The following is a 21,026-nucleotide window of genomic DNA, read 5'->3' as shown; positions in this document are numbered from 1 at the left end:
TCGCCGGGCACAATATCCTGCTCAATGTCGAGGGCGGCCTTGTGGTCGGCCGGGTTGACGTCGGCAACGACGGCAGCACGACTGGCGATCCCGTCGCCATCGCCATCTCCATCAGCCAGGCCGGCATCCTCAGCATCGCGCAATATGTCGCGATCGCCCATCCGGATACGACCAACCCCGACGATGTGAAGACGATGCTCGACGGCGCCTTGCTGGCGATCATCACTGCCACGGACGGCGACGGCGATACCAGCAGCACCAATATCGCCATCGGCGACAAGGTGCAGATCAGGGACGATGGCCCGACGATCACGGTGCCGTTTGACGGCGACCAGAACACCGGCAACGGCACCGGGACCCACGAGGCTCTGGCCAACACGCTCAACGCGTCGGCTACCGGAGCCTTCGGGTACGACATCGGCACGGACAGCCACCCGGCCTCGTTCTACGACGCCACGCACTCTGACTTCGTCGATGCCAACGGAGCCCTTGATGGTATCCAGATCGGGCTTACAGGTAACCTCACCGGCCTTGTGCCGACGCCAGGGACGACCCCGTTCCTTAGCTCGTTCGCGACGCTTCAGTCGGAAAGCGACACCTCGGCGTCGTTCAACTGGCAAATCTCGTACGATAGTGACCCGAACACGGCCGGCAACCAGACTGCCACAGCGGGTGGCACCCTTGTCTTCAACAAGGTTGCCGACACCTACACCATCACATTGAACGACACGGTCGAGGGCTTCACCAAGGACATCCTGCACACCTCTGAGCTCTTGTCCAAGGAGCCGGTGAGCAACGTCGGTCACCCAAACATCGTGGTGGAGAAGCTTTTCGACGCTAGCACCACGAGCGATCAGACCGACCGGGACTTCTTCGTGCAGTTCACCGGTAACTCGAATCCCAACGGGAACCCCTTCGGGTTCAACGCGACGGGTGACGGCAATCCGGTTGTCGGCGGTGTTAACGACACCATCTTCAATGCCGGCCAACAGATCAGCAGCAACTTCGAGGATTGGGTTTCTGCAACCCAAGCCACGAACGGGGTTGCCGGTGACACGATCCAGAAGGGTGAGTTGCTGACGTTGCGGTTCTTCGACCACAGCCCCGGCATCATCACCGACGACGGCGCCAATAGCGTCCCGAACCAGACGGCCAACGATATGGCAATCAAGTTCGACGGTATCGGCAACAGCGAGGACTTGATGCTGATCCTCAACCTCGTCAATTTCGGTACCGACGGGGTCGCGGGTGGCACAGGCACCGCCGCCGACACGTTTACCACGAAGGCGATGTACGTCTCAAACGCCGACATCTTCAAGACAGGGCAGGTGCCTACCGCCTACGCTGCCGACTTCCCGCTCGACAACAACGACGGTCTCGTTATCGTCGAGAGGAATGACTACAACGGTGCAGGCGAGAACTGGGTACTTCAGGGTGTCCAGATCATGCAGTCTGGTAACGGTCTCACCGGCCCCGATAGCAACCCGAACTTAGCCGGCCTTCAGGAGACACCGACGGCGATCGACCTGCAGCGGGCGACCGGCTCCGGTGGTGGTAGCACAACCTTCGCCCTACAGAACTGGGACCCCACCGACAACGATGTGCTGAAGATCACGGACATCGGCTTCACCTCGACGCAGACCACGACGCCGGATGCCCATCTCGACTTCGCCTTCCAGGTGGCGGACGCGGACTTGGACCAGACGACGCCGCAGCACATCCTTGTTGATGTCGCCTGACGCGTAACCAACGGGGGCAGCCATGGCTGCCCCCGTTGCGCCTCCCGCAATCCGTTGCACGGAGATGTCATCCCGATGATGAAAAACAGACAACAGCCCCCTGCCTTGCAGGTGGTGATGAAAGAGGCCAGACGCGCCATCCGGCCGCTTATCTGGTTCAGCGGGGGCATCAACGTACTGATGCTGACCGGGGCGCTTTATATGCTCCAGGTCTACCATCGCGTGTTGTCCAGCCACAGCTTGGAGACGCTGGTGATGCTGTCGCTGATGGCGGCAGGCGCACTCGCGACAATGGCGGGGCTGGAGGTGGTGCGCGGGCGTCTGCTGGCCACCGTCGGATCGTGGATGAACGCGCGATTGGCACCGGTTCTCCTGACCGCATCGGTGGAATATGCCGCCTCGGCGCCCGGTCATGCCAACGCACGTCCCCTGCGCGACCTGGATCAAGTGCGGAATTTCTTCACCAGCCCAAGCATCTTCCCGATCCTTGACGCGCCCTGGGCGCCGCTATTCTTCGCCGCCATATTCGTCATGCACCCTTGGCTGGGCTGGTTGGCGCTGTGTGGCGGGATCGTCCTGTTTGCCCTGGCGGTGCTCAACGAATACCTCACACGCAAGCCCTTGACCGAGGCTGCGAACGCACAGTCGCGGGCCTATGTGCAGGCCGAGGCGGCGATCCGCAACGCCGAGGTCGTGCAGGCGATGGGCATGCTGAAGCCACTGCTGGAGGGCTGGAAGGCGCAGCAGGACGAGGCAAACAAGGGACAGGTTCTAGCCGCCAACCGTGGCGGCGTCATCGCGGCCATCGCGCGTTGCCACCGGCTGGCCCTGCAAATGGCCATACTGGGCCTTGGCGCCTATCTGGTGCTTCGCAACGAGGCTTCGCCCGGCATCATGATCTCAGCCTCGATCCTGATGGGGCGCGCGCTCTCCCCGGTCGAGCAAGCGATTGGCACATGGAAGGCGACGGTCGGAGCGCGTGCTGCTTACCGGCGTCTCACCGCGGTTGCCGGAGAGCACCGGGAAGCAACACCGGTTCTGCCGCTGCCACGTCCGAAAGGCAGGTTCGAGGCCGAGAACCTCGTGCTGGCCCGGCCGGGTGGCGAGCACATACTAAAAGGGATCAGCTTCCGGCTCAATCCGGGCGAAGCCATGGCGTTGATCGGCCCGAGCGGGGCCGGCAAAACAAGCTTGGCGCGGATACTGGCCGGCGCCTGGCGCCCATCAGGCGGTCGCGCATTGCTGGACGGCATGAGCGTCGCCGAATGGGCATCGGAGGACCGTGGTCATTATGTCGGTTACTTGCCACAGGACATCGAACTCTTCGCCGGCACTATCTCCGAAAACATCTGCCGCTTCGCGACTACCACCCCAGCGGTCTTCAACAACGTGGTCAAGGCCGCGCAGCTGGCGGGTGTCCACGAACTGATCAAAGGACTGCCGAAGGGTTACGCCACCGAGATCGGCGAAGCCGGAGCGGTGCTGTCGGGTGGCCAGCGCCAACGCATCGGGCTTGCGCGGGCGCTCTATGGTGACCCGGCACTCATCATCCTGGACGAGCCCAATTCCAACCTCGACCGCGAGGGTGAGGACGCCTTGATCGCCGCCCTCGGCGCGGTCAAGGCGGCGGGCACGACCATTATCCTGATCGCGCACCGGGCGAACATGATGGACAAGGTCGACAAGATATTGGTTCTCAACCGGGGCCAACAAGACCTCTTCGGTTCACGCGACCATGTCTTCAACGAACTCGCCGCGCGCGTCCGCCAGGTAACTCAGATACCCTCAAATCCGGCGCCGGAAATCTCCACCGCCGTAGTCGGCGTCGACAACGGGCCACGGCCCTCTTCCAAGCGTACGTCGCGTCAGAACGCAATGAGCACGGCTGTCGTGGCGAACCAGGCATGAAATGAGAACAGCTATGAACGTCGTGCCGTTACCCGTTCCGCCTCCCTCCCTGCTGGAACCGGTCCCCCTGCGTCTTACGGGCGTGACGTACACCGGCTTCGCCATCCTGTTCCTGTTCTTCGGCGTGGCCGGGGGCTGGGCGGCCCTGGCGCCGTTGGACAGCGCCGCGGTGGCCCCGGGCGTTGTCAAGGTCGCCGGCGACCGCAAGCTCATCCAGCACCTCGAGGGCGGCATCATCGCGGAGTTGAACGCCGCCAACGGTGATATCGTCAAGGCGGGCAAGGTCCTCGTCCGGCTCGACGACACCCAGGCAAAGGCGCAGCTCGACCTGATCCAGAACCGGATAGCCACGCGCGAGGCGCTGGCCGCGCGCCTCAGGGCCGAGCGCGACGGCAAGGACGAGATCGCGTTTGACCCGGCGTTGCTCGCAAATCCCGCCACCGCCGCGAAGGACGCGGTTGCCGCGCAGCGTGACGTGTTCGCGGCCAAGCATCACAACTTGACGGACGAGCAGGAAATTCTCAATCAGCGCCGTCGCCAGACCGCGGAAGAGATAACAGGACTGCAGCAGCTTATCGTCACCAAGGACAGGCAGATCGACGCGATCGAGGGTGAAACCAAAGATCTCGAGACCCTGCTCGCGAAGGGGCTGACCACGCGCGAACGGAACCTTTTGCTCAGGCGCCAACAACAGGAGATCGAGGGGGATCGCGCCACCAACATCGCCGCGATCGCCCGCGCCAGAAGTGCCATGGCCGAGATCGACATGCAAATCTTGAACCTCGGCACAGTGCGGCTGAACGAGGCCGTCGACGAGTTGAGCAAGGTCGAAGCGGAATTGTTCGATCTTAGACAGGAGGAACGTTCCGCCAGGGACGTGCTTGCCCGTACCGATGTCGTCGCCCCGGTCGACGGCATCGTCATGGACCTGAAGGTCCACACGGCTGGTGGCGTCGTGAAACCCGGTGAGACGTTGATGACGATCGTACCGCTCGGACAACAACTCGTGGTCGAGGCCATGGTCAAACCGGAGGATGTCGAGACGATCGCTCCCGGACAGCCCGCGCACGTCAGCTTCCCGGCCTTCGCCCGCTACAATCTGCCGCCGCTCGACGGCGTCGTGGAGATCGTGTCGGCCGACCGCATGGTGGAGGAGCGCAGCGGCGCACCCTATTTCGCCGCGACCGTGTTGATCGACAGAAACGAACTCGCCAAGCTGGAGGGTCGCAAGCTGCTGCCCGGCATGTCGAGTGAGGCGATGATCCGGACGGGCGCCCGCACAGTGCTTTCCTACCTTGCCGAGCCGATCACGCAGAACTTCCGCCGGGCGATGCGGGAAAAATAGTCAGAGGCGGCCCAAGCTGCATCGCAGGTCCTTGTCCCTACCGTGCGCTCAACGCGACCATGCGGTCGAGCGCCGCGGTCAGGCCGTGCAGCGACACCGGGAATGTCAGTGGCGTGTCCGCATCTGTCGTGACATTGAGCTTCAGCACCTCGCCTACCCTCAGCTTTCCGAGCACGGATCGGTCAATGGAAAACACCGCGATGCAGCCTGTCGGCAGGCAGGTCCTGAAGCGTTGCGGGGACAATGGCGGCTGATCGTCGATCTGGGGCGTCACGCCCGGATCGAGCAGGATGCCGAAGGGCAGAAGCAGGGTGGCCGTCGTCGACCCGTCCGCGCGCCTCTGTATCTCCATGGCAAGCAGCCTTTGGCCATTCTTCTGGACCTGGTCCTGCGAAAGCGAGCAGACCCTCGCATTCTCCTGGACAGAGCAAGCCACGCTCCAATCCTCATAGACTTCGCGCAACGATGACGGTCCATCTTGAGCAGCCGCGGCCTTTTGTTGAGCCGACGCTGGCGACATCAATGAGAATGCGATTGCCCCGTATGCGCAGGCGGCCTTGAGGCCACGCTTCATGTGCAGACCCATTCGCGAATCTTGCATTTGGCCCCTGACGCCTCGCAGGCCTGCAAGGCAAGGTCTTCGGCCTCCCGGCGGGTCTCGGCCGAGTTCACGCCCCAGGGCGTGAAACGGTTCTCGACCTTGTCGGCCATGGCGAGCGCGCCGCAGTGCTTGTAGGGAAAGCCGGTCTCGTCGTCATCGGTCCAATGGCGATGGTTGCGGAAGACGGAGACGACGTTGCAGGCCTTGCCACCGGCGTTCTCGCAATATTTCTGCGCGATGTCCTTCGCCTCCTGCCGCTTGTCGGCGCCCCAGAAGAAGCCGTATTTGCTGTCGGACTGCGAATAGGCGATGGCCGCCCAGATGCCTTTTTCCTCCTGCTGCGGTTCCGAAGGTGCCACCAGGTCGGCCGAGACGACGTGTCCGCTCCACAACAAGGTCAAGCCCAAAACTGCCAAAGCCCGTAATCTCATGGTCGGCACCCCTTTCCTTCATCCTGTCGCTTTACCTACTTCGCCGCTGAAGCGACGGAGATCACCACGCAGCTTTTGCCTGTCGGCAAGAGAAGGGCCTCACCCGCATTGCCGCCGAGCTCGTAAACCTCGACCTGCCCGAGATGGTCGGTGATCTTGCTGCCTTGCGGAAGAATGGACGGGAGATCGGCGCACGGGCTGGCGAACGGCGCCACCCGCACCATCGTCCCTTCGCAACCCGAAGCGGTGGGCGATGCGAAAACGACGCCCGCGGCAGGTCCGCTATAGCGTTCCGTCGCATAATCCATGCCGACGAAGGCCTGGACCGCATGCTTGTCGGCGGCCTGGTCGTTCCACAAGGATTTGACGCTGTATTTGGTGCCTGTCGTCAAGATCTGCCCGAGCACCGGATAGATGGTAGAACAGGCCTGCACCCCGGCCTGCTTGACATGCTCGAGGAAAGGCGTGTCCGGAAGCGCCGGGTTGGCTGTCTCAGCCTGTGCGGCCGTCGCGCTGCCGACCAGATTGGCGATCGCGGCATAGTTCCCGGCGGCGAAGCCAAGGCCGGCCACGGCGAGCCCCAACAATGAAAATCCGACGACGCGCGGCCATCGCCGCCGCGTCGGTTCGACGAGCCGCTGCCGATCCGCCTCGACGGCCGGGCTGCTGCGTTTTGCGGACATGAACTGGTCCTGCTGGCTCATTGTGCTGCCCCGGTCATTTGAGTGGCGAAAGGGCTGCCGTCAGCCCCTTGAGAGTTGCTGCGGTCACCGTGATCGTCTTGCCGTCGACGGTCGGATAGGAAATCGCCGGCGTCGCATTCTGCGAGATCTGCTGGCGCATGACGGGGCCGACCGGCAGCATGCCGACGCAGACCACTTCATTGCAGCCGTTCAGGTGGACGTCGATCGCCTGGTCCCGCCCGTCGAACTTCAGTGAGACCAGGCCGTCGCTCCTGGCGTTCGGCGCGGTGCGAACGATCATGTAGGGCTTGCCGTCCTGCGTGGCGGCAAGCGACCAGCTGAAGGCCATCTTGCCCGAGGTATCCTCGATCACCTGCGAGACATTGCAGACCTTCTTGCGGGCTTTGAGGTTCTCGTCGCAGATCAGCGTCCAGTTTTCGAAGGGACGGATCGTCCGCTGATAGGTTCCCAGTTTCACGTCGGGCGGCAGCACCACATCCGAAGGCTTGATCCTGTAGGGCGACGCCACCTGCCCCGCGGCCGGCGCGAGGCCGCCGCAGAGCACCAGGCAAGTCAGTACGGCAAGTCCTTTCATTCCTGCCTCAGTTCAAGGTGAAGCTGATGCCGGCGCCTACGCCGACATGACCGCCGGCGGCCGTGCCCGACACGTTGCCGCGGATGCGGCCGTCCTCGCTGGTGTAGCCCGCACCGAAGGCCAGGGCGCTCGAATCCCGCCAGAAGCCGCCGCCCGCCGCGACGCTCAGCTTGCCGGGCCGGTCATCGTAGCGCAGCGAGGCCGCGGCAAGGCCGATCGCCGCCGCCTGGCGGGCTTCGTCGCGTATGCCGTCGATGTCGGTATTGAGCTGGCTGAGCTTCTGGTCGGTATAGTTGTTGGCCTGCTGCAAGGTCGTGGCGGCCACCTTGTCGGTGTAGCTGTTGGACGTGTTGATGGCGTAATCGACGCGGTTGTTCATCTGGGTGACGTTGACCGCATCGGTGCCGGCAACACCGGGGCCGACATTGGAGATGACCACCGGCGCGTTGACGTCGCCGCCCTGCAGCGTGATGCTGTTCTTCTTGCTGCCGTCCGGATTGGTGTCATAGGTGACGGCATTCTGGGTGAGCGATCCGAGGCCCGATTTCAAATCCTCGACCGCCGTGTTGGTGGCGTAAAGCTGCGAGCCGTTTATCGCGTCGGTGCTGCCGGCGTTGACCCGTCCGGCGGCGACATTGGTGATCGTGCGCTCGGCGCCGGCGTCGCCGACGCTGACGGTCCCGGTCGGGGTGGTGCCGGCGAAGGCATAGGTCTTGCCGTTGATGACGGTGCTGGAGGTGCCGACCGCGGCCTGCGTCACCGAGCCCGAACCCAGCGCCACGTCATTGGCGTTGTTGGCCTTGGCGCCCTGGCCGAGCGCCACCGCGCCCTGGCCCGTGGCTGTCGAGCCATTGCCGGCGGCAAGGCTGTTGGTGCCGCTGGCCACGCTGGCCGGCCCGATCGCCACGCTGTCGGTGCCGCTGGCGGTGGAGTCGGCCAGCGTCGAATTGGCGTGGAAATACTTGATGCCGCCGCCATTGCTGATGTTGGTCAGCGCATTGTTGACGGCCGTGAACCCGTCATAGACGGTCGAATAATTGTTGCCCTGGATGGTATAGGTCGGGCCGGTGATCGAACCGTCGGGATTGACCGTGGTGCCGCCGCCGAACAGGTTGCTGATGTTTTGCGACACGCCCTTAAGCTGCGAGACGTTGACGGCATCGGTGTTGGCCGAGCCCGCCGCGACATTGGTGAGCTTGCGTTCGGCTCCGGCGCCGCCGATCGACACTTCGCCGGCCGAGGCCTGTGAGCCCGACAGCGCATAGGCCGTGTAGTTCGCCTGCGCGCCGACCGTGGTGACGGATTGCGCTCCAAGCGCCACGCTGTTGGCGAAGGTGCTGTTGGCGCCCGCGCCGAGCGCCACCGACTGGACGCCGGCCGCGGTCGAATTGGTACCGAGCGCCAGCCCGTCGGCCAGCATCACATGGGCATTCTGGCCGATGGCCGTTCCGCCGGGCGCGATCTGGTCGACGATGGCGCCGTTGCCGATGCCGATGCCGTTATCGCCGTTGACGACCGTGGTCGGGCCGACCGCGACCGATTCCGCGCCGACTGCCAGCGAGTCGCCCGCCGTCGAATTGGCATGGAAGTACTTGGTCGAGGTGACCGATACGGCGGCGATGGCGCCGGCGAGCTGGCGCACCGTCACCGCGTCCTGATCCTGCGTGCCGTCGGCGACGTTGGTGATCTGCCGGTACGCCGAGGTGGTGCCGACCGACACGGCGCCGAGCAGCGTCTTGTCGGTGGTGTTGTACTGGATGAAGTTGGATGGGCCGGCCGCGATCTGGCCGGTGGCGGGCGCCACGGCCCGGTCGGATACGGAACCCGAACCAAGCGCCACGCTGCCGTCGATGCTGGCCAGTGTGTCGCGGCCGAGCGCCAGCCCGCTGACACCGGTCGCGGTCGCTTGGTAGCCGACGGCGGTGGAGCCGACCCCTTGCGCGAAGGAATCGGTTTGCGCCAGTCCGGCCTCGTTGGTGCGGGCATAGCGGATGCCTATGCCGTTGGCGTCGGTATAGGCGGTCGAGGTGTCGCCGGCGATGTTGTTGATCGTGTTGCCGAGATTGGTGACGCCACTGCCGATATTGGCGATATCGGTCGTGTTCTGCGTGACCTGCTGGTTGGTGGCGAAGAGCTGCGAGCCGTTGACCGCATCGGTCGAGCCGCCGTTCAACTGTCCGGCCGCGACGTTCTGGATCTGGCGCTCGGCGCCAGCCGACCCGACCGAGAAGGCGCCCGCCGGCGTGCCGCCGGCGAAGGTGTAGTTCACGCCGCCGATCGTCGCTCCGCCGACATTGGTCGTTGCTCCTGACGTGGAATTCAGGCCGATCGCCACATCGCCGGCATTGTTGGCCACGGCGTTGGGTCCGACAGCGACGGAATTGGTTCCAAGGGCCTGGGAATCCGGCAGGGCCGAATTGGCATGGAAATACTTGATGCCGCCGCCGACATTGATGTTGTTGAGCGTCGTGCCGATGGCGTCGACCGCCTGGTTGGTGGCGAAGAGCTGCGAGCCGTTCACCGCATCGGTCGAGGAGCCGCTGATCCGCCCCGCCGCCAGATTGGTGAGCGTGCGTTCCGCACCGACCGCGCCGATGCTGACCGTCGAGGTCGGATTCGTGCCCTGGAAGGCATAGGTCGTGCCGTTGATCACTGCATTGGGCGTGCCGACCGCCGCCGTGGTCACCGAACCGGAGCCGAGCGCCACGTCGCCGGAGCTTGCCGCCGCGGTGGCACCGTCGCCCAGCGCGACATTGCCGGCGAGGCCGGCGGCACCCGCCGTCGAGCCGTTGCCCAGCGCCACGGAGCCTTGCCCGATAGCCTTGTTGTTGTTGCCGATGGCGACGGCACCCGCCGCCATATTGGCCGCGGAGGCACTCGCCGTGCCGTCGCTGTTGGCGATATTGTTGGCGCCGCCGGTGAAGGCGCCGGTGCCGCTGGCGTAGCTCGGATCGCCGATGGCGACCGCACCGTCGCCATAGGCTTCGTTGCCGTAACCGATGGCGACCGCCTTGCCGCCGTCAGCCACCGCGCCCGTGCCGATGGCGACGGAATCGGCGGTGATCGCGCTGGCGGCGGTGCCCATGGCGACCGCGTTTACGTCCTGTGCCACCGCGCCCGCTCCAAGTGCTGTCGAGCTTGCCCCTGTCGAGACGGCCGTCGTGCCGATGGCGATGGAATCGTCACCGCCGGCAGTGGACGAACGGCCGCCTGCGAACGCACGGGCGCCGGTGGCTTTGGAGGTGGAACCAAGCGAAGTGGAGTACGTTCCACTAGCCGTAGCGCCCAACCCCAGCGCGCTGGCATTTGCGGCGGTCGCCGCGGCGTTGTTACCGAGCGCCGTTGTCGAGACGTCCGTGGCCTGGGCTCCAGAACCAGCCGCGACGGAGCCGACCCCGCTCGAGACGGCCGAATTGCCCAAGGCCAGCGCGAAATTGCCCGAAGCCGTGGCGACGTTGCCGAAGGCTGCCGAGTTTGATGCCGATGCATTTGCCTGGGGACCGATGGCGGCGGCATTGGTGCCGGCGGCCTGGGCCTGGAAGCCGACGGCCGCCGAACTGGCGCCGCCGGCAGAGGTGCCGATACCAAGTGCGGTACTGCCAACTCCGCTGGCGTTGGCGCTGACGCCGGCAGCAAGAGAATTGTCGCCTATCGCATTCGATCCGGTTCCGAAGGAGGAGGCGTTTATGCCGCTGGCAGCGGCCTGGCGTCCTACGGCAGTGGAATTGGCGCCGCTGGCGACGGATCCCCAGCCTGCGGCTGTCGCATAATTGTTGCTGGCCGTGGAACTGGTGCCGAGGGCAGTGGAGTTCCCACCCGAAGCAACGGAGAAGGTGCCCAAGGCGTTGGCGCCAGCCCCGAGGGCTTGGGCCTGAACACCGAGCGCGACCGAGTTGACGCCGCTTGAGATCGTGCCCTGGCCCAGCGCCATCGCGCCGCCGGTGCCCGTGGCTTTCGCGTTTAGGCCGAGAGCCACCGAATATTGTGCCGACGCAAGGGATGACCGTCCGACCGCGATGGCATCGGCCTGCGAAGCGGTGACATCCGTACCGATGCCGATAGCGCTCTGGGCGGTGACACCTGTCCCGGGGGCGGTGCGCGAGCCAAGATAAATGGAATTTATCGCGGAGGCGATCGTTCCGAAGCCAATCGCCACGGCATTCTGGCTGCCGGCGCTGGCATTGGTGCCCTCGGCTATCGAGTCGGCTCCGTTTTGCACGGCTCCGGATCCAAACGCGATACCGCGTACCCCGTTCGCCGTGCCGCCGCCGCCGAAAACCTGTGCTGATGCCGGCGTGGCGATGCTGCCCAATGCGATGGCACCCAGCGCCGCCGCCAACATCTTGCCGATGCCGAGCATGCCGAGTCCAGATCCGTTGCGCCGCATGCCGAGCACGCGGTGCGCCATGCGCAGCACCGCCATCAGGCGGCGGCGAACCGAGCGGGAGCCGTGCTCGGCCCCCGCAATCCAATGCCTGGCGAAATGCGCCGTGCGATGCTGAACAAACGAGCCACTCGAAATGCGATTGTCGGTCATGGTCCCTCTCCGTTCGCCAGCGGTCGACAAATGTCTGACAAATTCCAGCACTCGCAGAAAGCCATGATTCTGGTTTGCCGTATTTCACGAAATTGCTGTTTTGCCAGAAAAAATCGCGGCAACTTCACGGGAGTTAACGGATAGTTACTTTAGTTAGAGCTTTAATAAGGCAAAGTAAAACAATTAAGCGGTCAATATATCACCTAAGCTTCGAATTAAGCTTGCCGAAGCGAGCCTGCAAAGGCGTCAATCGCCGGTATTTCTTCATCACGGTAGTAAAATGGCTCTGACTCGAAAAGCCGCTCAAATGGGCGATATCGGTGATCGTCATGCGGCTTTCGGCAAGCAGCCTCTCAGCGAAGTCCAACCGCAGATCAAGCACATATTGATGCGGCGGCACCCCGAACGTCCGCGAGAAAGCCCGCACGAAATGGTAGGATGACAGCCCGCAAACCGCTGCCATTTCGGCAAGCGCTATCTTGCGTGTAAAATTCTGATCCAGGAAATCCTGCACCTTGCGCGCGCTGTGGGCGGAAAGGCCGCCTTTCACGTTCAGCGCCGGCTGTCGCGCGGGACCGGGTCCGGATGCCGATCCCGGAGGGCCATCATCAGACCGCATCTTTCGGTCCCTTGATATTTCGCAGATGGAATTCAACCCGAGACCGCCCTCCCCGTTCCCCCCAAAAACAATTCGTGATTGATCGAGCTGTGGCCGCATTGTCGCTCCGGTTCATTCGATCAGTCCGGCCAGATGGCGAATAATGCACAGGCTGCATGCTATTTCGAATGACTCCCGTAATGCCTGCGGCATTGTGGCGACGGACGTATTTTGGAAAACTCCGGAAGCTTAGTAGAAAATTCCGGTCTTGGATTATCGGACGGCAGGTGTTGCCACTTTGCCATCCCGGGCTTTCAGTTTCTGCCCGGCGCATATCCGGTCATGGTCGGTGTTCTGCCCCTGTACTTCTTCATGGTCGCGGCCAGATGACTCTGATCCGAAAACCCTGCGAGGTAGGCGACTTCGGCGATTGCGAGCTCGCCGTCAACGAGTAACTTTTCCGCGAAGTCCAGGCGCAGGTTGATCAGGTATCGGTGCGGCGGCATGCCGAACGTGCTGGCGAACCTTGCTATGAAATGATTGGGCGAAACCCCCGCGACCGAAGCCAGCTCGGCGACCATGACCTTTCGCGCGAAATTCTCGTCGAGATATTCGCGCACGCGTCGGGCGCCGGCGGCGGAGAGCCCGCCCTTGGGCGACGCGGTCCGCCGGCTGCGGCCGGTGTAGGTGCGCAGCAGATGCACGCCGAACACGGTGAGCAGCGAGTCCAGGTAGAGCTCGTTCGGCGGCAGCGTGCCGGTCAGCTCCGCGGTGATCATCTGGGCGATGTTGAGCGCCCTCAGGTCGACCTTGCCGAACGCAGGCGGCTCGAGCTCCAAGTCGGAGCGATCGAATTCGTGCGCGGCCAGCTCCGACAGCGCTTCGGGAGAGATGGAAACGACAGCGTTTTCCCTGGTCTGCGTCCAGGCGAAGGTGCTGTCGACTCCAGCGGGATTGATGATGAGGCATCCGACCGGCGCATCGTATTCTGTAACTCTGTCGGTGCCGAGCGAGGCTCTGAATTTGCGCCCGGGCCTCAGCACGATGCCCGCGGAATGTTCCCTGGCCAGGAACGTCTGCGAGCCTGGGCCGCGGACGGAATGGATGACGCTGCCACGTGCGGTGGCTCTTCTGGGACCGGCACTTTCTGGAATGATGTCCAGGACATATCGGGCCACCCGATCGACGCCTCGGGAAACGCCGCTTTCCCGAGCTTCGTCCGCATTTTTCATTTGCGTTGCCTCAGCCGCCTGCCGCCGCCTGAAATCCCCTTGCCCCACCCCGTAACCAACGTAACGCAGGCGTCTCGGCTAGGGAAGAACTCTCATGCGCAAAGAAAAATTCTTATTCGCGAAAAGAGAGAAAAAATGACCGATCGACGAAGTTGGCGAGCATTCTATTTCAGGGCGATGGCCGATCTTCGCCATCCCTGAGATCCGTTTGTCACCCGTGGGCGCGGCTTCGGCGAATCCATCTTCATTTTTTTGGCGCCGAGATCGGCGGCCAGGCACGACGGGGCGCCGAGCCGACCGGCTACGGCCGGCTGCTACAGATCACCGCGACGTTTCTCGTACAGATCCCAGGTGAGTTCGACAAAGGCCAGAAGGACATCGTCGCGGTTCCAGCCTGCCGCGACCGCCGCCTGGACGATCTCACGGAGGGGAGGCAGCAACTGGCGCTGGCATTCGGCAGACAGGTCGCCATCCCCCACGGGAGGCCCCTCGAAGTTGAATTTCGTCATTCGGCGCCCCTCCCGCCTCGGATCAAGTTTTATACCGCTAATTTCGTTCCCGCTGATATACAACAGATGTGATACCAAAGTACAGGAAGCCTTGGGCCACAAGGGCAGCACAGGACGATGCAGGACCACGCCGTCTCTTTGCTTTCCCTCGTGTCAAGTTGGTTTTCGAAGGCGGGCGTTCAGGGGGAATTAATTGGTGCAAACCCTGACTGGGGCTAGATATCCTCGGCCAGGCGGCAACCGCCATCCGCCGAATGCGAGGCATGAACCGGCCGCATTGCCTTCTGCAACCGCTCGCTGGATAGTCCCGGCAATGTTCGAGACCATTGCGACTCACTGGACCCAAATCCTGGCGATCATCTCGGTGGTGATGGCGACCGTCGGCATCGCCCACGCCGTCATGACCAAGGAGGACGTGCGCGCCGCCACCGGCTGGGTCGGCGTGATGGTGCTGTCACCGATTCTTGGCGTGCTGATCTATGCCGTGGCCGGCATCAACCGCATCCGCCGCGCCACGATCACGGCGCAGCGTCCGCTCACCGGCGACGCGGTATCCGCCAAGGACGAGCGCGACATCGCCGCCGAGGAGGCCCTGATCGTCGAGCGCTACGGTCAGCGCTTCACCGGCCTGCGGACGCTGGGCGACAGGGTGGCGCGGCGCGCCCTCAACCCCGGCAATGCCATCGACGTGCTGGAGACTGGCGACGAGGCCTATGCCGCCATGTGCGCGGCGATCGACGGCGCCGAGCGCAGCGTCCTGCTCGAGACCTATATTTTCGACAATGACGCCGTCGGCCTGCTTTTCGTGGAATCGCTGGCCGGTGCCGTCCAGCGCGGCGTCACCGTTCGCGTGCTGATCGACGCCGTCGGTGCCCGTTACTCCGTTCCCAGCATCCTCGGCCATCTGCGCCGCGCCAACATCCCCGCCGATGTCTTCAACGGCAACATCGTCATAGGCCTGCGCCTGCCCTACGCCAATCTCCGGACCCACCGGAAGATCCTTGTGGTCGACGGCATCGTTGCCTTCACCGGCGGCATGAACATCCGCAAGGGCTTTTCGGCCGAGTTCGCAGGCTCCAACAGCGCCAGGGACACGCATTTCAAGGTCACCGGACCTGTCGTCGCCGACCTGTTCTCGGTCGCTGCCGAAGACTGGCGCTTCGCCACCAACGAAGCGCTGAAGGGCGATGCCTGGCGAATTGCCCCGCTGTCGCCGGCACCCGGCCAGCCGATGCTGGTGCGGGCGGTCGCATCCGGGCCGGATGCCAGCAATGAGACCAACCACAAGCTGCTGATCGGCGCCTTCTCGGTGGCGCGCAAGTCGATCCGCCTGATGTCGCCCTATTTCCTGCCCGACCGCGAACTGATCAGCGCCTTGATCACCGCCGCCCGGCGCGGCGTTGAGATCGATGTCGTGGTGCCGGCGGTCAACAATCTCTTCCTCGTCGACCGCGCCATGACCGCGCAATTCGACCAGATCCTGAAGAATTATTGCCGCATATGGCGCACGGAGGGCCCATTCGACCATTCCAAGCTGCTGTCGATCGACGGCGTGTGGGCCTATGTCGGCTCGTCCAACCTCGACGCCCGGTCGCTGCGGTTGAACTTCGAGATCGATCTGGAGGTCCTCGATGCAGGCTTTGCCCGCGAGATCGAAGCCCGGATCGGATCGGCAATCGAAACGGCCAGTCCCGTCACGCTGGACTCCTTGCGGGCCCGCCCCTTCATCATCCGGCTGTTCGACCGCATCCTGTGGCTGGGATCGCCCTATCTCTAGATGGGTTCTCACCCTATCTCTAGATGGGTTCTCACCCTATCTCTGGATGGGTGCTCACCCTATCTCTGGATAGGCTTTAACAAAACGACGTGTTTGACGGATAGTTTGGTGTCGGCCGTGGAACATAAGCGCAAAGACTCTATTTGAGGTGCATGGTGAGACCAGCAGGCATGGCAGGCACACGGTGCGGATGAACGGACGCAGCCTCCCGGCAACCATGCTTTTGTCCATTCGCGACAGGCGGATGCGCAAGGCAAACGCGGCTGCGCACAAGGCAACCGCCACCACAGGCACCTTGGTTGCCTCCTACAACGTCCACAAATGCATCGGCGTTGACCGCAAATTCGATCCCGAGCGCACCAGCCGCGTCATCCGCGAAATCGACCCCGACGTCATCGCGCTGCAGGAAGCGGACAACCGTTTCGGCGACCGTGACGGGCTTCTCGACCTGCCCCGCCTCGAGCGGGAAACCGGCCTGGTGCCGGTGCCGATTTCAGCGACCGGCAAGGGCCATGGCTGGCACGGCAATGTCCTCCTGTTCAAGAAGGGCGTCGTCCGTGACGTGCATCAGATCAGGCTTCCGGGCCTGGAACCGCGCGGCGCGGTGGTGGCGGAGATCGACCTCGACGGAAACCGCACCTTGCGCATCATCGCCGCCCATCTCGGCCTGCTGCGCCACTCGCGCTCGCAACAGGCCCGTGTCGTGCTGGACATCATGAGCAGCGCCGATGAAAAGCCGACCTTGCTGCTCGGCGACCTCAACGAATGGCGGCTCGGCAACCGCTCGGCGCTCAACACGCTGCACGCGACGTTCGGGCCTCAGCCACCGGCGGTGCCCACCTTCCCCTCGAACCTGCCGCTTTTGGCGCTCGACCGGATCATGACCAATCGGCACGGAATGATCGCAGCGGTCGAAGCCCATGACACGCCGCTTTCGCGCGTCGCCTCCGACCATCTGCCGCTCACGGCCTTCGTTCGCCTGGACCACATGGTTTCCGCCGATAACGCCATGATGTCCCCGGCGTCGCAAAGCGTGTAGATCTACAGTGGAACGCTCCGGGTCATCCGCGAGTTTATGTGTCAAGTTTATATGTGTTGAACGCGCAGGAGGACAAAATGAAAAAGTTGATTTTAGCGTCCCTTTTGGCATTGGCCGCAACTGCATCGGTCATTGCGCCGACGCAAGCTGCAAGTGTGATTATCCAGTCCGACGACGGCAACCAATATTCACCAGACGATTCCGACAATGGCGGGATCGTTATTCGCCGGCACCATGACCGGCGCTATGACAACCAATATGAGGACGACCAGAGCGTTCAGTACGATAATTATGGCCAATATCGGCGTTACCACCGGCACCATCGCTGCCATTTGGAAACAGTCGTGCATTGGCGCCACCACCATAGGGTGGTCGAAGACGTTCGCGTTTGCGGCTAACCCACGCCTTACCCCGTTCTGACAGGACGTAGTCCTCGGCGGCGGCATGGCCACATTCCTTTCAAGGACGTGGCTATGCCGCATTGCACAATTTCGCGACCTTCCCCACAATGCAGGCATGGTCCGATCCTCCCTAGCCGTCCTGGTGATCGATGAAAATCGCATCCGTGCCTCGATCATCGAGGCCGGCCTGCGCGAGGCCGGCCATCAGCTTGTCACTGTCATCCATGACGTGACCGGCATTGCGCGGCGGATCGCCGAGATCGAACCCGACGTCATCGTCATCGACCTCGAAAACCCTAACCGCGACATGCTGGAAAACATGTTCCAGCTGTCGCGCGCCGTGAAGCGCCCGATCGCCATGTTCGTCGACCGGTCCGACCAGGCCTCGATCGAGGCTGCGGTCGATGCCGGCGTGTCGGCCTATGTCGTCGATGGCCTGCGGCAAGAGCGTGTCAAGCCGATCCTCGACATGGCGGTGAGCCGCTTCAATGCCTTCTCGCGCATGGCGCGCGAATTGGAAGAGGCGCGCAGCGAACTCGAGAGCCGCAAGGTCATCGATCGCGCCAAGGGCATACTGATGAAGTCGCGCGGCCTCTCCGAAGAGGCCGCCTACACGCTGCTGCGCAAGACGGCGATGAACCAGAACCGCAAGATCAGCGACATCGCCCAGAGCCTGGTGACCGCTGCCGGGCTGCTGGGGCCGGCGGAGGACGAATGAGCATGAGCCATCAGATCACCGCCGGCTTCATGCCGCTTTTCGACAGCGCCGTGCTGGTGGCCGCGAGCGAGCTTGGCTTCGCCGCCCGCGAAGACATTGAGCTGACGCTGCACCGCGAGACGTCCTGGGCCAACATTCGCGACCGCATCGCTATCGGCCATTTCGATCTCGCGCATATGCTGGGGCCCATGCCGCTCGCCTGCAATCTCGGGCTGACGCCGCTCGCTTCCGAGACCATCGTGCCGTTCTCGCTCGGGCTCGGCGGCAATTGCGTCACCATCTCCAACGCTGTCTGGGCCGGCATGGCGGCGCATGGCGCCCAACCCGATCTCGATCCCGCGCGCGCCGGCGCGGCCCTGCGCGCATTCATTCGCGATCGGGCGGCCGCGCGCCGCGAACCGCTGCGCTTTGCCGTGGTGCACCCGCATTCCGGGCACAATTACGAACTGCGCTACTGGCTCGCCGCTTGCGGCATCGATCCCGACCGCGAAATCGAGATCGTCATCGTGCCGCCGCCCTTCATGGCCGACGCGCTCGCCACTGGACGCATCGACGGCTACTGCGTCGGCGAACCCTGGAACAGCGCTGCGGTCGCCGCCGGCACCGGCCATATCGTCACCGTCAAGGCGCAGATATGGCGCAACAGCCCGGAGAAGGTGATCGGGGTGCGCAAGGCCTGGGCCGACGAGAAACCGGAGGCTCTGGCGGCGCTGCTGCGCGCGCTGCATCATTCGGCGCGCTGGTGCCAGGACCCGGCCAACCACGCCGAATTGGCCGCGGTGATGGCGCAGGCCCGCTTCCTCGGCTTGCCGCCGGCCGTGCAGATGCCGATCCTGACCGGCCATCTCCGATTGGGCGGCGGAGCGGAGCTGGATGTCGACGACTTCTTCCTGCCCTTCGACAAGGCCGCGAACTTTCCGTGGAAGAGCCATGCGCTGTGGTTCTACACGCAGATGGTGCGCTGGGGGCATGTCGCGCACACGCCTGACAATCTCGCCATCGCCCGGGATTGCTACCGGCCCGACCTCTACCGCTCGGCGCTGAAGCCGCTCGGTGTCGCGCTTCCCGGGGCCAATGCGAAGGTCGAGGGCGCGCTCAAGGTCGCCACCGCGGTCGGCGCGACCGGCGCCGGCCTGGTGCTCGGCCCGGACGGTTTCTTCGACGGCCAGATCTTCGATCCCGATGAGATCGACACCTACATAGCGCGCCAGAAATCGGCCCGCACGGAAGCCTGATCATTTCCGCGCCACTATTGTGCATTGCACAAAAATTGTGCGTGCATTTGCACCCATGAACAATCTTTGGCTTGTCCACCCTGCGGGTTCTTGCGCCGATAGCTGTACTATATAGTTGATTTTATTTGTGTTTGTCATCTGCTCCGAAACTGGCACGGTTCCTGCATTGCAATAGGCAGACCCTTCTCGGGTCACGTAACAGGCGTCCAATGGCGGGCGCTACAGGCAAAGCTGCCGCTCAGGTCAACACGCGATCCCGGATGGACGGACGCGCGCGGCCTGGCCGGTGGCTTTTTTGTTTTGACCGAACACGCAATCGACGGCGCTGATCCGAGCAGTGCCCAACGGGAGATGACGATGACGAAACGCATCAAGACTGAAACCTCTCTTGAGGGCATGACCCGTCGCGGTTTTCTGATGGCAGGTGCTGCCACCGCGGCAACCCTGGCGGCCGCGCGTGCGCTGCTCCCCTCGGGCGCCTATGCCACGACCGCCGCGCCGGAAGTCACCGGCGCCAAGCTCGGCTTCATCGCGCTGACCGATGCCGCGCCCCTGATGGTCGCCAAGGAGAAAGGTCTGTTCGCCAAATTCGGCATGCCCGATGTCGAGGTGCTGAAGCAGGCCTCCTGGGGTGCGACGCGCGACAATTTGATGCTTGGCGGTGCCGCCAACGGCATCGACGGCGCCCACATACTGACGCCGCTGCCTTACCTCATGCACACCGGCAAGGTGACGCAGAACAACCAGCCCATGCCGATGGCGATCGTGGCGCGGCTCAACTACGACTGCCAGGGCATCTCGGTCGCGCAGGAATATGCCGGCACCGGTGTCGGCCTCGACGCCTCAAAGTTGAAGGAGACCTTCGCCGCCAAGAAGGCCGCCGGCAAGGAAGTGAAGGCCGCCATGACCTTCCCGGGCGGCACGCATGACCTCTGGCTGCGCTACTGGCTGGCCGCCGGCGGCATCGATCCCGACAAGGACGTCTCGACCATCGTCGTGCCGCCGCCGCAAATGGTGGCCAACATGAAGGTCGGCAACATGGACGTCTTCTGCGTCGGCGAGCCGTGGAACGAGCAGCTCGTCCACCAGGGCGTCGGCTTCACCGCCGCCACCACGGGCGAATTGTGGAAAGGCCATCCGGAAAAGGCGCTCGGCCTGCGCGCCGAATTCATCGAGAAGAACCCGAACGCCACCAAGGCGATCCTGATGGCCGTCATGGAAGCCCAGCAATGGTGCGAGGCCAAGGAGAACAAGGACGAGATGGCCGCCATCATCGGCAAGCGGCAATGGATGAACGTGCCGGTCGCCGACATCATCGGCCGCCTCAAGGGCGACATCAACTATGGCAATGGCCGCGTCGCCAACGGTACCGATCTCTACATGAAGTTCTGGAAGGGCGGCGTTTCCTACCCCTTCAAGAGCCATGATTCTTGGTTCCTCGCCGAGAACATCCGCTGGGGCAAATTCGCACCGACCACCGACGTCAAGGCGTTGGTCGATCAGGTCAACCGCGAGGATCTCTGGCGCGAGGCAGCCAAGGACCTCGGCGTGGCGGCGGCCGACATTCCGGCCTCCTCGTCGCGTGGCGTCGAGACGTTCTTCGACGGCAAGGTCTTCGATCCGGCCAACCCGTCCGCCTATCTCGACAGCCTGAAGATCAAGGCATCGGCTTAGGCCC

Annotated in this window: 17 protein-coding genes; 9 read left to right on the top strand and 8 right to left on the bottom strand. The window is 63.7% G+C overall.

Annotated elements, in window-relative coordinates:
• The 3 genes from CK226_RS19095 to CK226_RS19085 form a co-directional block, all read left to right on the top strand.
• Positions 1-1,739 (top strand): DUF5801 repeats-in-toxin domain-containing protein (locus tag CK226_RS19095; RefSeq protein WP_245437782.1); only part of this gene is annotated, 1,739 nt, incomplete at its 5' end.
• 78 nt (positions 1,740-1,817) lie between these two features.
• The gene (locus tag CK226_RS19090; protein ID WP_245318113.1) at positions 1,818-3,647 is read left to right on the top strand and encodes a type I secretion system permease/ATPase; all 1,830 of its coding nucleotides are present in this window, start codon (positions 1,818-1,820) and stop codon (positions 3,645-3,647) included.
• Between the two features lie 13 nt (positions 3,648-3,660).
• Complete coding sequence (locus CK226_RS19085) at positions 3,661-4,992, top strand: HlyD family type I secretion periplasmic adaptor subunit (protein ID WP_179301080.1); 1,332 nt, start codon at positions 3,661-3,663, stop codon at positions 4,990-4,992.
• Between the two features lie 37 nt (positions 4,993-5,029).
• On the opposite strand, the gene CK226_RS19080 is transcribed toward CK226_RS19085, so the two are convergent.
• The 8 genes from CK226_RS19080 to CK226_RS19045 all read right to left on the bottom strand — a co-directional run bounded on the left by CK226_RS19080 (position 5,030) and on the right by CK226_RS19045 (position 14,178).
• Positions 5,030-5,578, bottom strand: a complete 549-nt coding sequence (locus CK226_RS19080) for an invasion associated locus B family protein (RefSeq protein ID WP_095792715.1) — start codon at positions 5,576-5,578, stop codon at positions 5,030-5,032.
• The gene (locus tag CK226_RS19075) at positions 5,563-6,024 is read right to left on the bottom strand and encodes a DUF4189 domain-containing protein (RefSeq protein WP_044548288.1); all 462 of its coding nucleotides are present in this window, start codon (positions 6,022-6,024) and stop codon (positions 5,563-5,565) included. The genes CK226_RS19080 and CK226_RS19075 overlap by 16 nt, the downstream gene beginning before the upstream one ends.
• Positions 6,025-6,059: 35 nt before the next feature.
• Positions 6,060-6,728, bottom strand: a complete 669-nt coding sequence (locus tag CK226_RS19070) for a hypothetical protein (RefSeq protein ID WP_095792714.1) — start codon at positions 6,726-6,728, stop codon at positions 6,060-6,062.
• 13 nt (positions 6,729-6,741) lie between these two features.
• Positions 6,742-7,302, bottom strand: coding sequence for an invasion associated locus B family protein (locus CK226_RS19065; RefSeq protein WP_095786920.1), 561 nt, complete (start codon positions 7,300-7,302; stop codon positions 6,742-6,744).
• Between the two features lie 7 nt (positions 7,303-7,309).
• A complete protein-coding gene (locus CK226_RS19060) occupies positions 7,310-11,839 on the bottom strand; it encodes a YadA-like family protein (protein ID WP_095792713.1) in 4,530 nt (1,509 codons plus the stop codon).
• A 199-nt stretch (positions 11,840-12,038) separates the two neighbouring features.
• Positions 12,039-12,389: an AraC family transcriptional regulator gene (locus CK226_RS19055; protein ID WP_245437781.1), complete on the bottom strand. Its 351-nt coding sequence runs from the start codon at positions 12,387-12,389 to the stop codon at positions 12,039-12,041.
• A gap of 362 nt (positions 12,390-12,751) precedes the next feature.
• Entirely contained in the window at positions 12,752-13,615 is an 864-nt protein-coding gene (locus CK226_RS19050) for an AraC family transcriptional regulator (protein WP_245437780.1), read from the bottom strand.
• Positions 13,616-13,983: 368 nt separating this feature from the next.
• Positions 13,984-14,178 carry a hypothetical protein gene (locus CK226_RS19045; RefSeq protein WP_095772704.1) on the bottom strand — a complete coding sequence of 65 codons (195 nt, stop codon included), beginning with the start codon at positions 14,176-14,178 and terminating at the stop codon, positions 13,984-13,986.
• Between the two features lie 313 nt (positions 14,179-14,491).
• On the opposite strand from CK226_RS19045, the gene CK226_RS19040 reads away from it, so the two are divergent.
• The 6 genes from CK226_RS19040 (at position 14,492) to CK226_RS19015 (ending at position 21,022) form a co-directional block, all read left to right on the top strand.
• Positions 14,492-15,955, top strand: a complete 1,464-nt coding sequence (locus tag CK226_RS19040; protein WP_095772703.1) for a phosphatidylserine/phosphatidylglycerophosphate/cardiolipin synthase family protein — start codon at positions 14,492-14,494, stop codon at positions 15,953-15,955.
• A gap of 184 nt (positions 15,956-16,139) precedes the next feature.
• The gene (locus tag CK226_RS19035; protein WP_095772751.1) at positions 16,140-16,994 is read left to right on the top strand and encodes an endonuclease/exonuclease/phosphatase family protein; all 855 of its coding nucleotides are present in this window, start codon (positions 16,140-16,142) and stop codon (positions 16,992-16,994) included.
• 77 nt (positions 16,995-17,071) lie between these two features.
• Positions 17,072-17,392 carry a hypothetical protein gene (locus tag CK226_RS19030; protein ID WP_095772750.1) on the top strand — a complete coding sequence of 107 codons (321 nt, stop codon included), beginning with the start codon at positions 17,072-17,074 and terminating at the stop codon, positions 17,390-17,392.
• 118 nt (positions 17,393-17,510) lie between these two features.
• Positions 17,511-18,113 carry an ANTAR domain-containing response regulator gene (locus CK226_RS19025; protein ID WP_032931485.1) on the top strand — a complete coding sequence of 201 codons (603 nt, stop codon included), beginning with the start codon at positions 17,511-17,513 and terminating at the stop codon, positions 18,111-18,113.
• Positions 18,110-19,348, top strand: coding sequence for a CmpA/NrtA family ABC transporter substrate-binding protein (locus tag CK226_RS19020; protein WP_095772702.1), 1,239 nt, complete (start codon positions 18,110-18,112; stop codon positions 19,346-19,348). Before CK226_RS19025 ends, CK226_RS19020 begins: the two co-directional genes overlap by 4 nt.
• A 357-nt stretch (positions 19,349-19,705) precedes the next feature.
• On the top strand, positions 19,706-21,022 hold the full coding sequence (locus tag CK226_RS19015) for a CmpA/NrtA family ABC transporter substrate-binding protein (protein WP_095792741.1): 1,317 nt from the start codon (positions 19,706-19,708) through the stop codon (positions 21,020-21,022).
• The last annotated feature ends 4 nt before the right edge of the window (positions 21,023-21,026 follow it).

Source organism: Mesorhizobium sp. WSM4311, from assembly GCF_002295115.1.
GTDB lineage: Bacteria > Pseudomonadota > Alphaproteobacteria > Rhizobiales > Rhizobiaceae > Mesorhizobium.
The sequence above is the reverse complement of the archived record's forward strand: the minus strand, read 5'-3'. Positions and strand labels throughout refer to the sequence as shown.

Coding starts and splice junctions, on each gene's coding strand:
- CK226_RS19090 (WP_245318113.1), top strand. CDS start 1,818: ATGAAAAACAGACAACAGCCCCCTGCCTTGCAGGTGGTGATGAAAGAG.
- CK226_RS19085 (WP_179301080.1), top strand. CDS start 3,661: ATGAACGTCGTGCCGTTACCCGTTCCGCCTCCCTCCCTGCTGGAACCG.
- CK226_RS19080 (WP_095792715.1), bottom strand. CDS start 5,578: ATGGGTCTGCACATGAAGCGTGGCCTCAAGGCCGCCTGCGCATACGGG.
- CK226_RS19075 (WP_044548288.1), bottom strand. CDS start 6,024: ATGAGATTACGGGCTTTGGCAGTTTTGGGCTTGACCTTGTTGTGGAGC.
- CK226_RS19070 (WP_095792714.1), bottom strand. CDS start 6,728: ATGAGCCAGCAGGACCAGTTCATGTCCGCAAAACGCAGCAGCCCGGCC.
- CK226_RS19065 (WP_095786920.1), bottom strand. CDS start 7,302: ATGAAAGGACTTGCCGTACTGACTTGCCTGGTGCTCTGCGGCGGCCTC.
- CK226_RS19060 (WP_095792713.1), bottom strand. CDS start 11,839: ATGACCGACAATCGCATTTCGAGTGGCTCGTTTGTTCAGCATCGCACG.
- CK226_RS19045 (WP_095772704.1), bottom strand. CDS start 14,178: ATGACGAAATTCAACTTCGAGGGGCCTCCCGTGGGGGATGGCGACCTG.
- CK226_RS19040 (WP_095772703.1), top strand. CDS start 14,492: ATGTTCGAGACCATTGCGACTCACTGGACCCAAATCCTGGCGATCATC.
- CK226_RS19030 (WP_095772750.1), top strand. CDS start 17,072: ATGAAAAAGTTGATTTTAGCGTCCCTTTTGGCATTGGCCGCAACTGCA.
- CK226_RS19025 (WP_032931485.1), top strand. CDS start 17,511: ATGGTCCGATCCTCCCTAGCCGTCCTGGTGATCGATGAAAATCGCATC.
- CK226_RS19020 (WP_095772702.1), top strand. CDS start 18,110: ATGAGCATGAGCCATCAGATCACCGCCGGCTTCATGCCGCTTTTCGAC.
- CK226_RS19015 (WP_095792741.1), top strand. CDS start 19,706: ATGACGAAACGCATCAAGACTGAAACCTCTCTTGAGGGCATGACCCGT.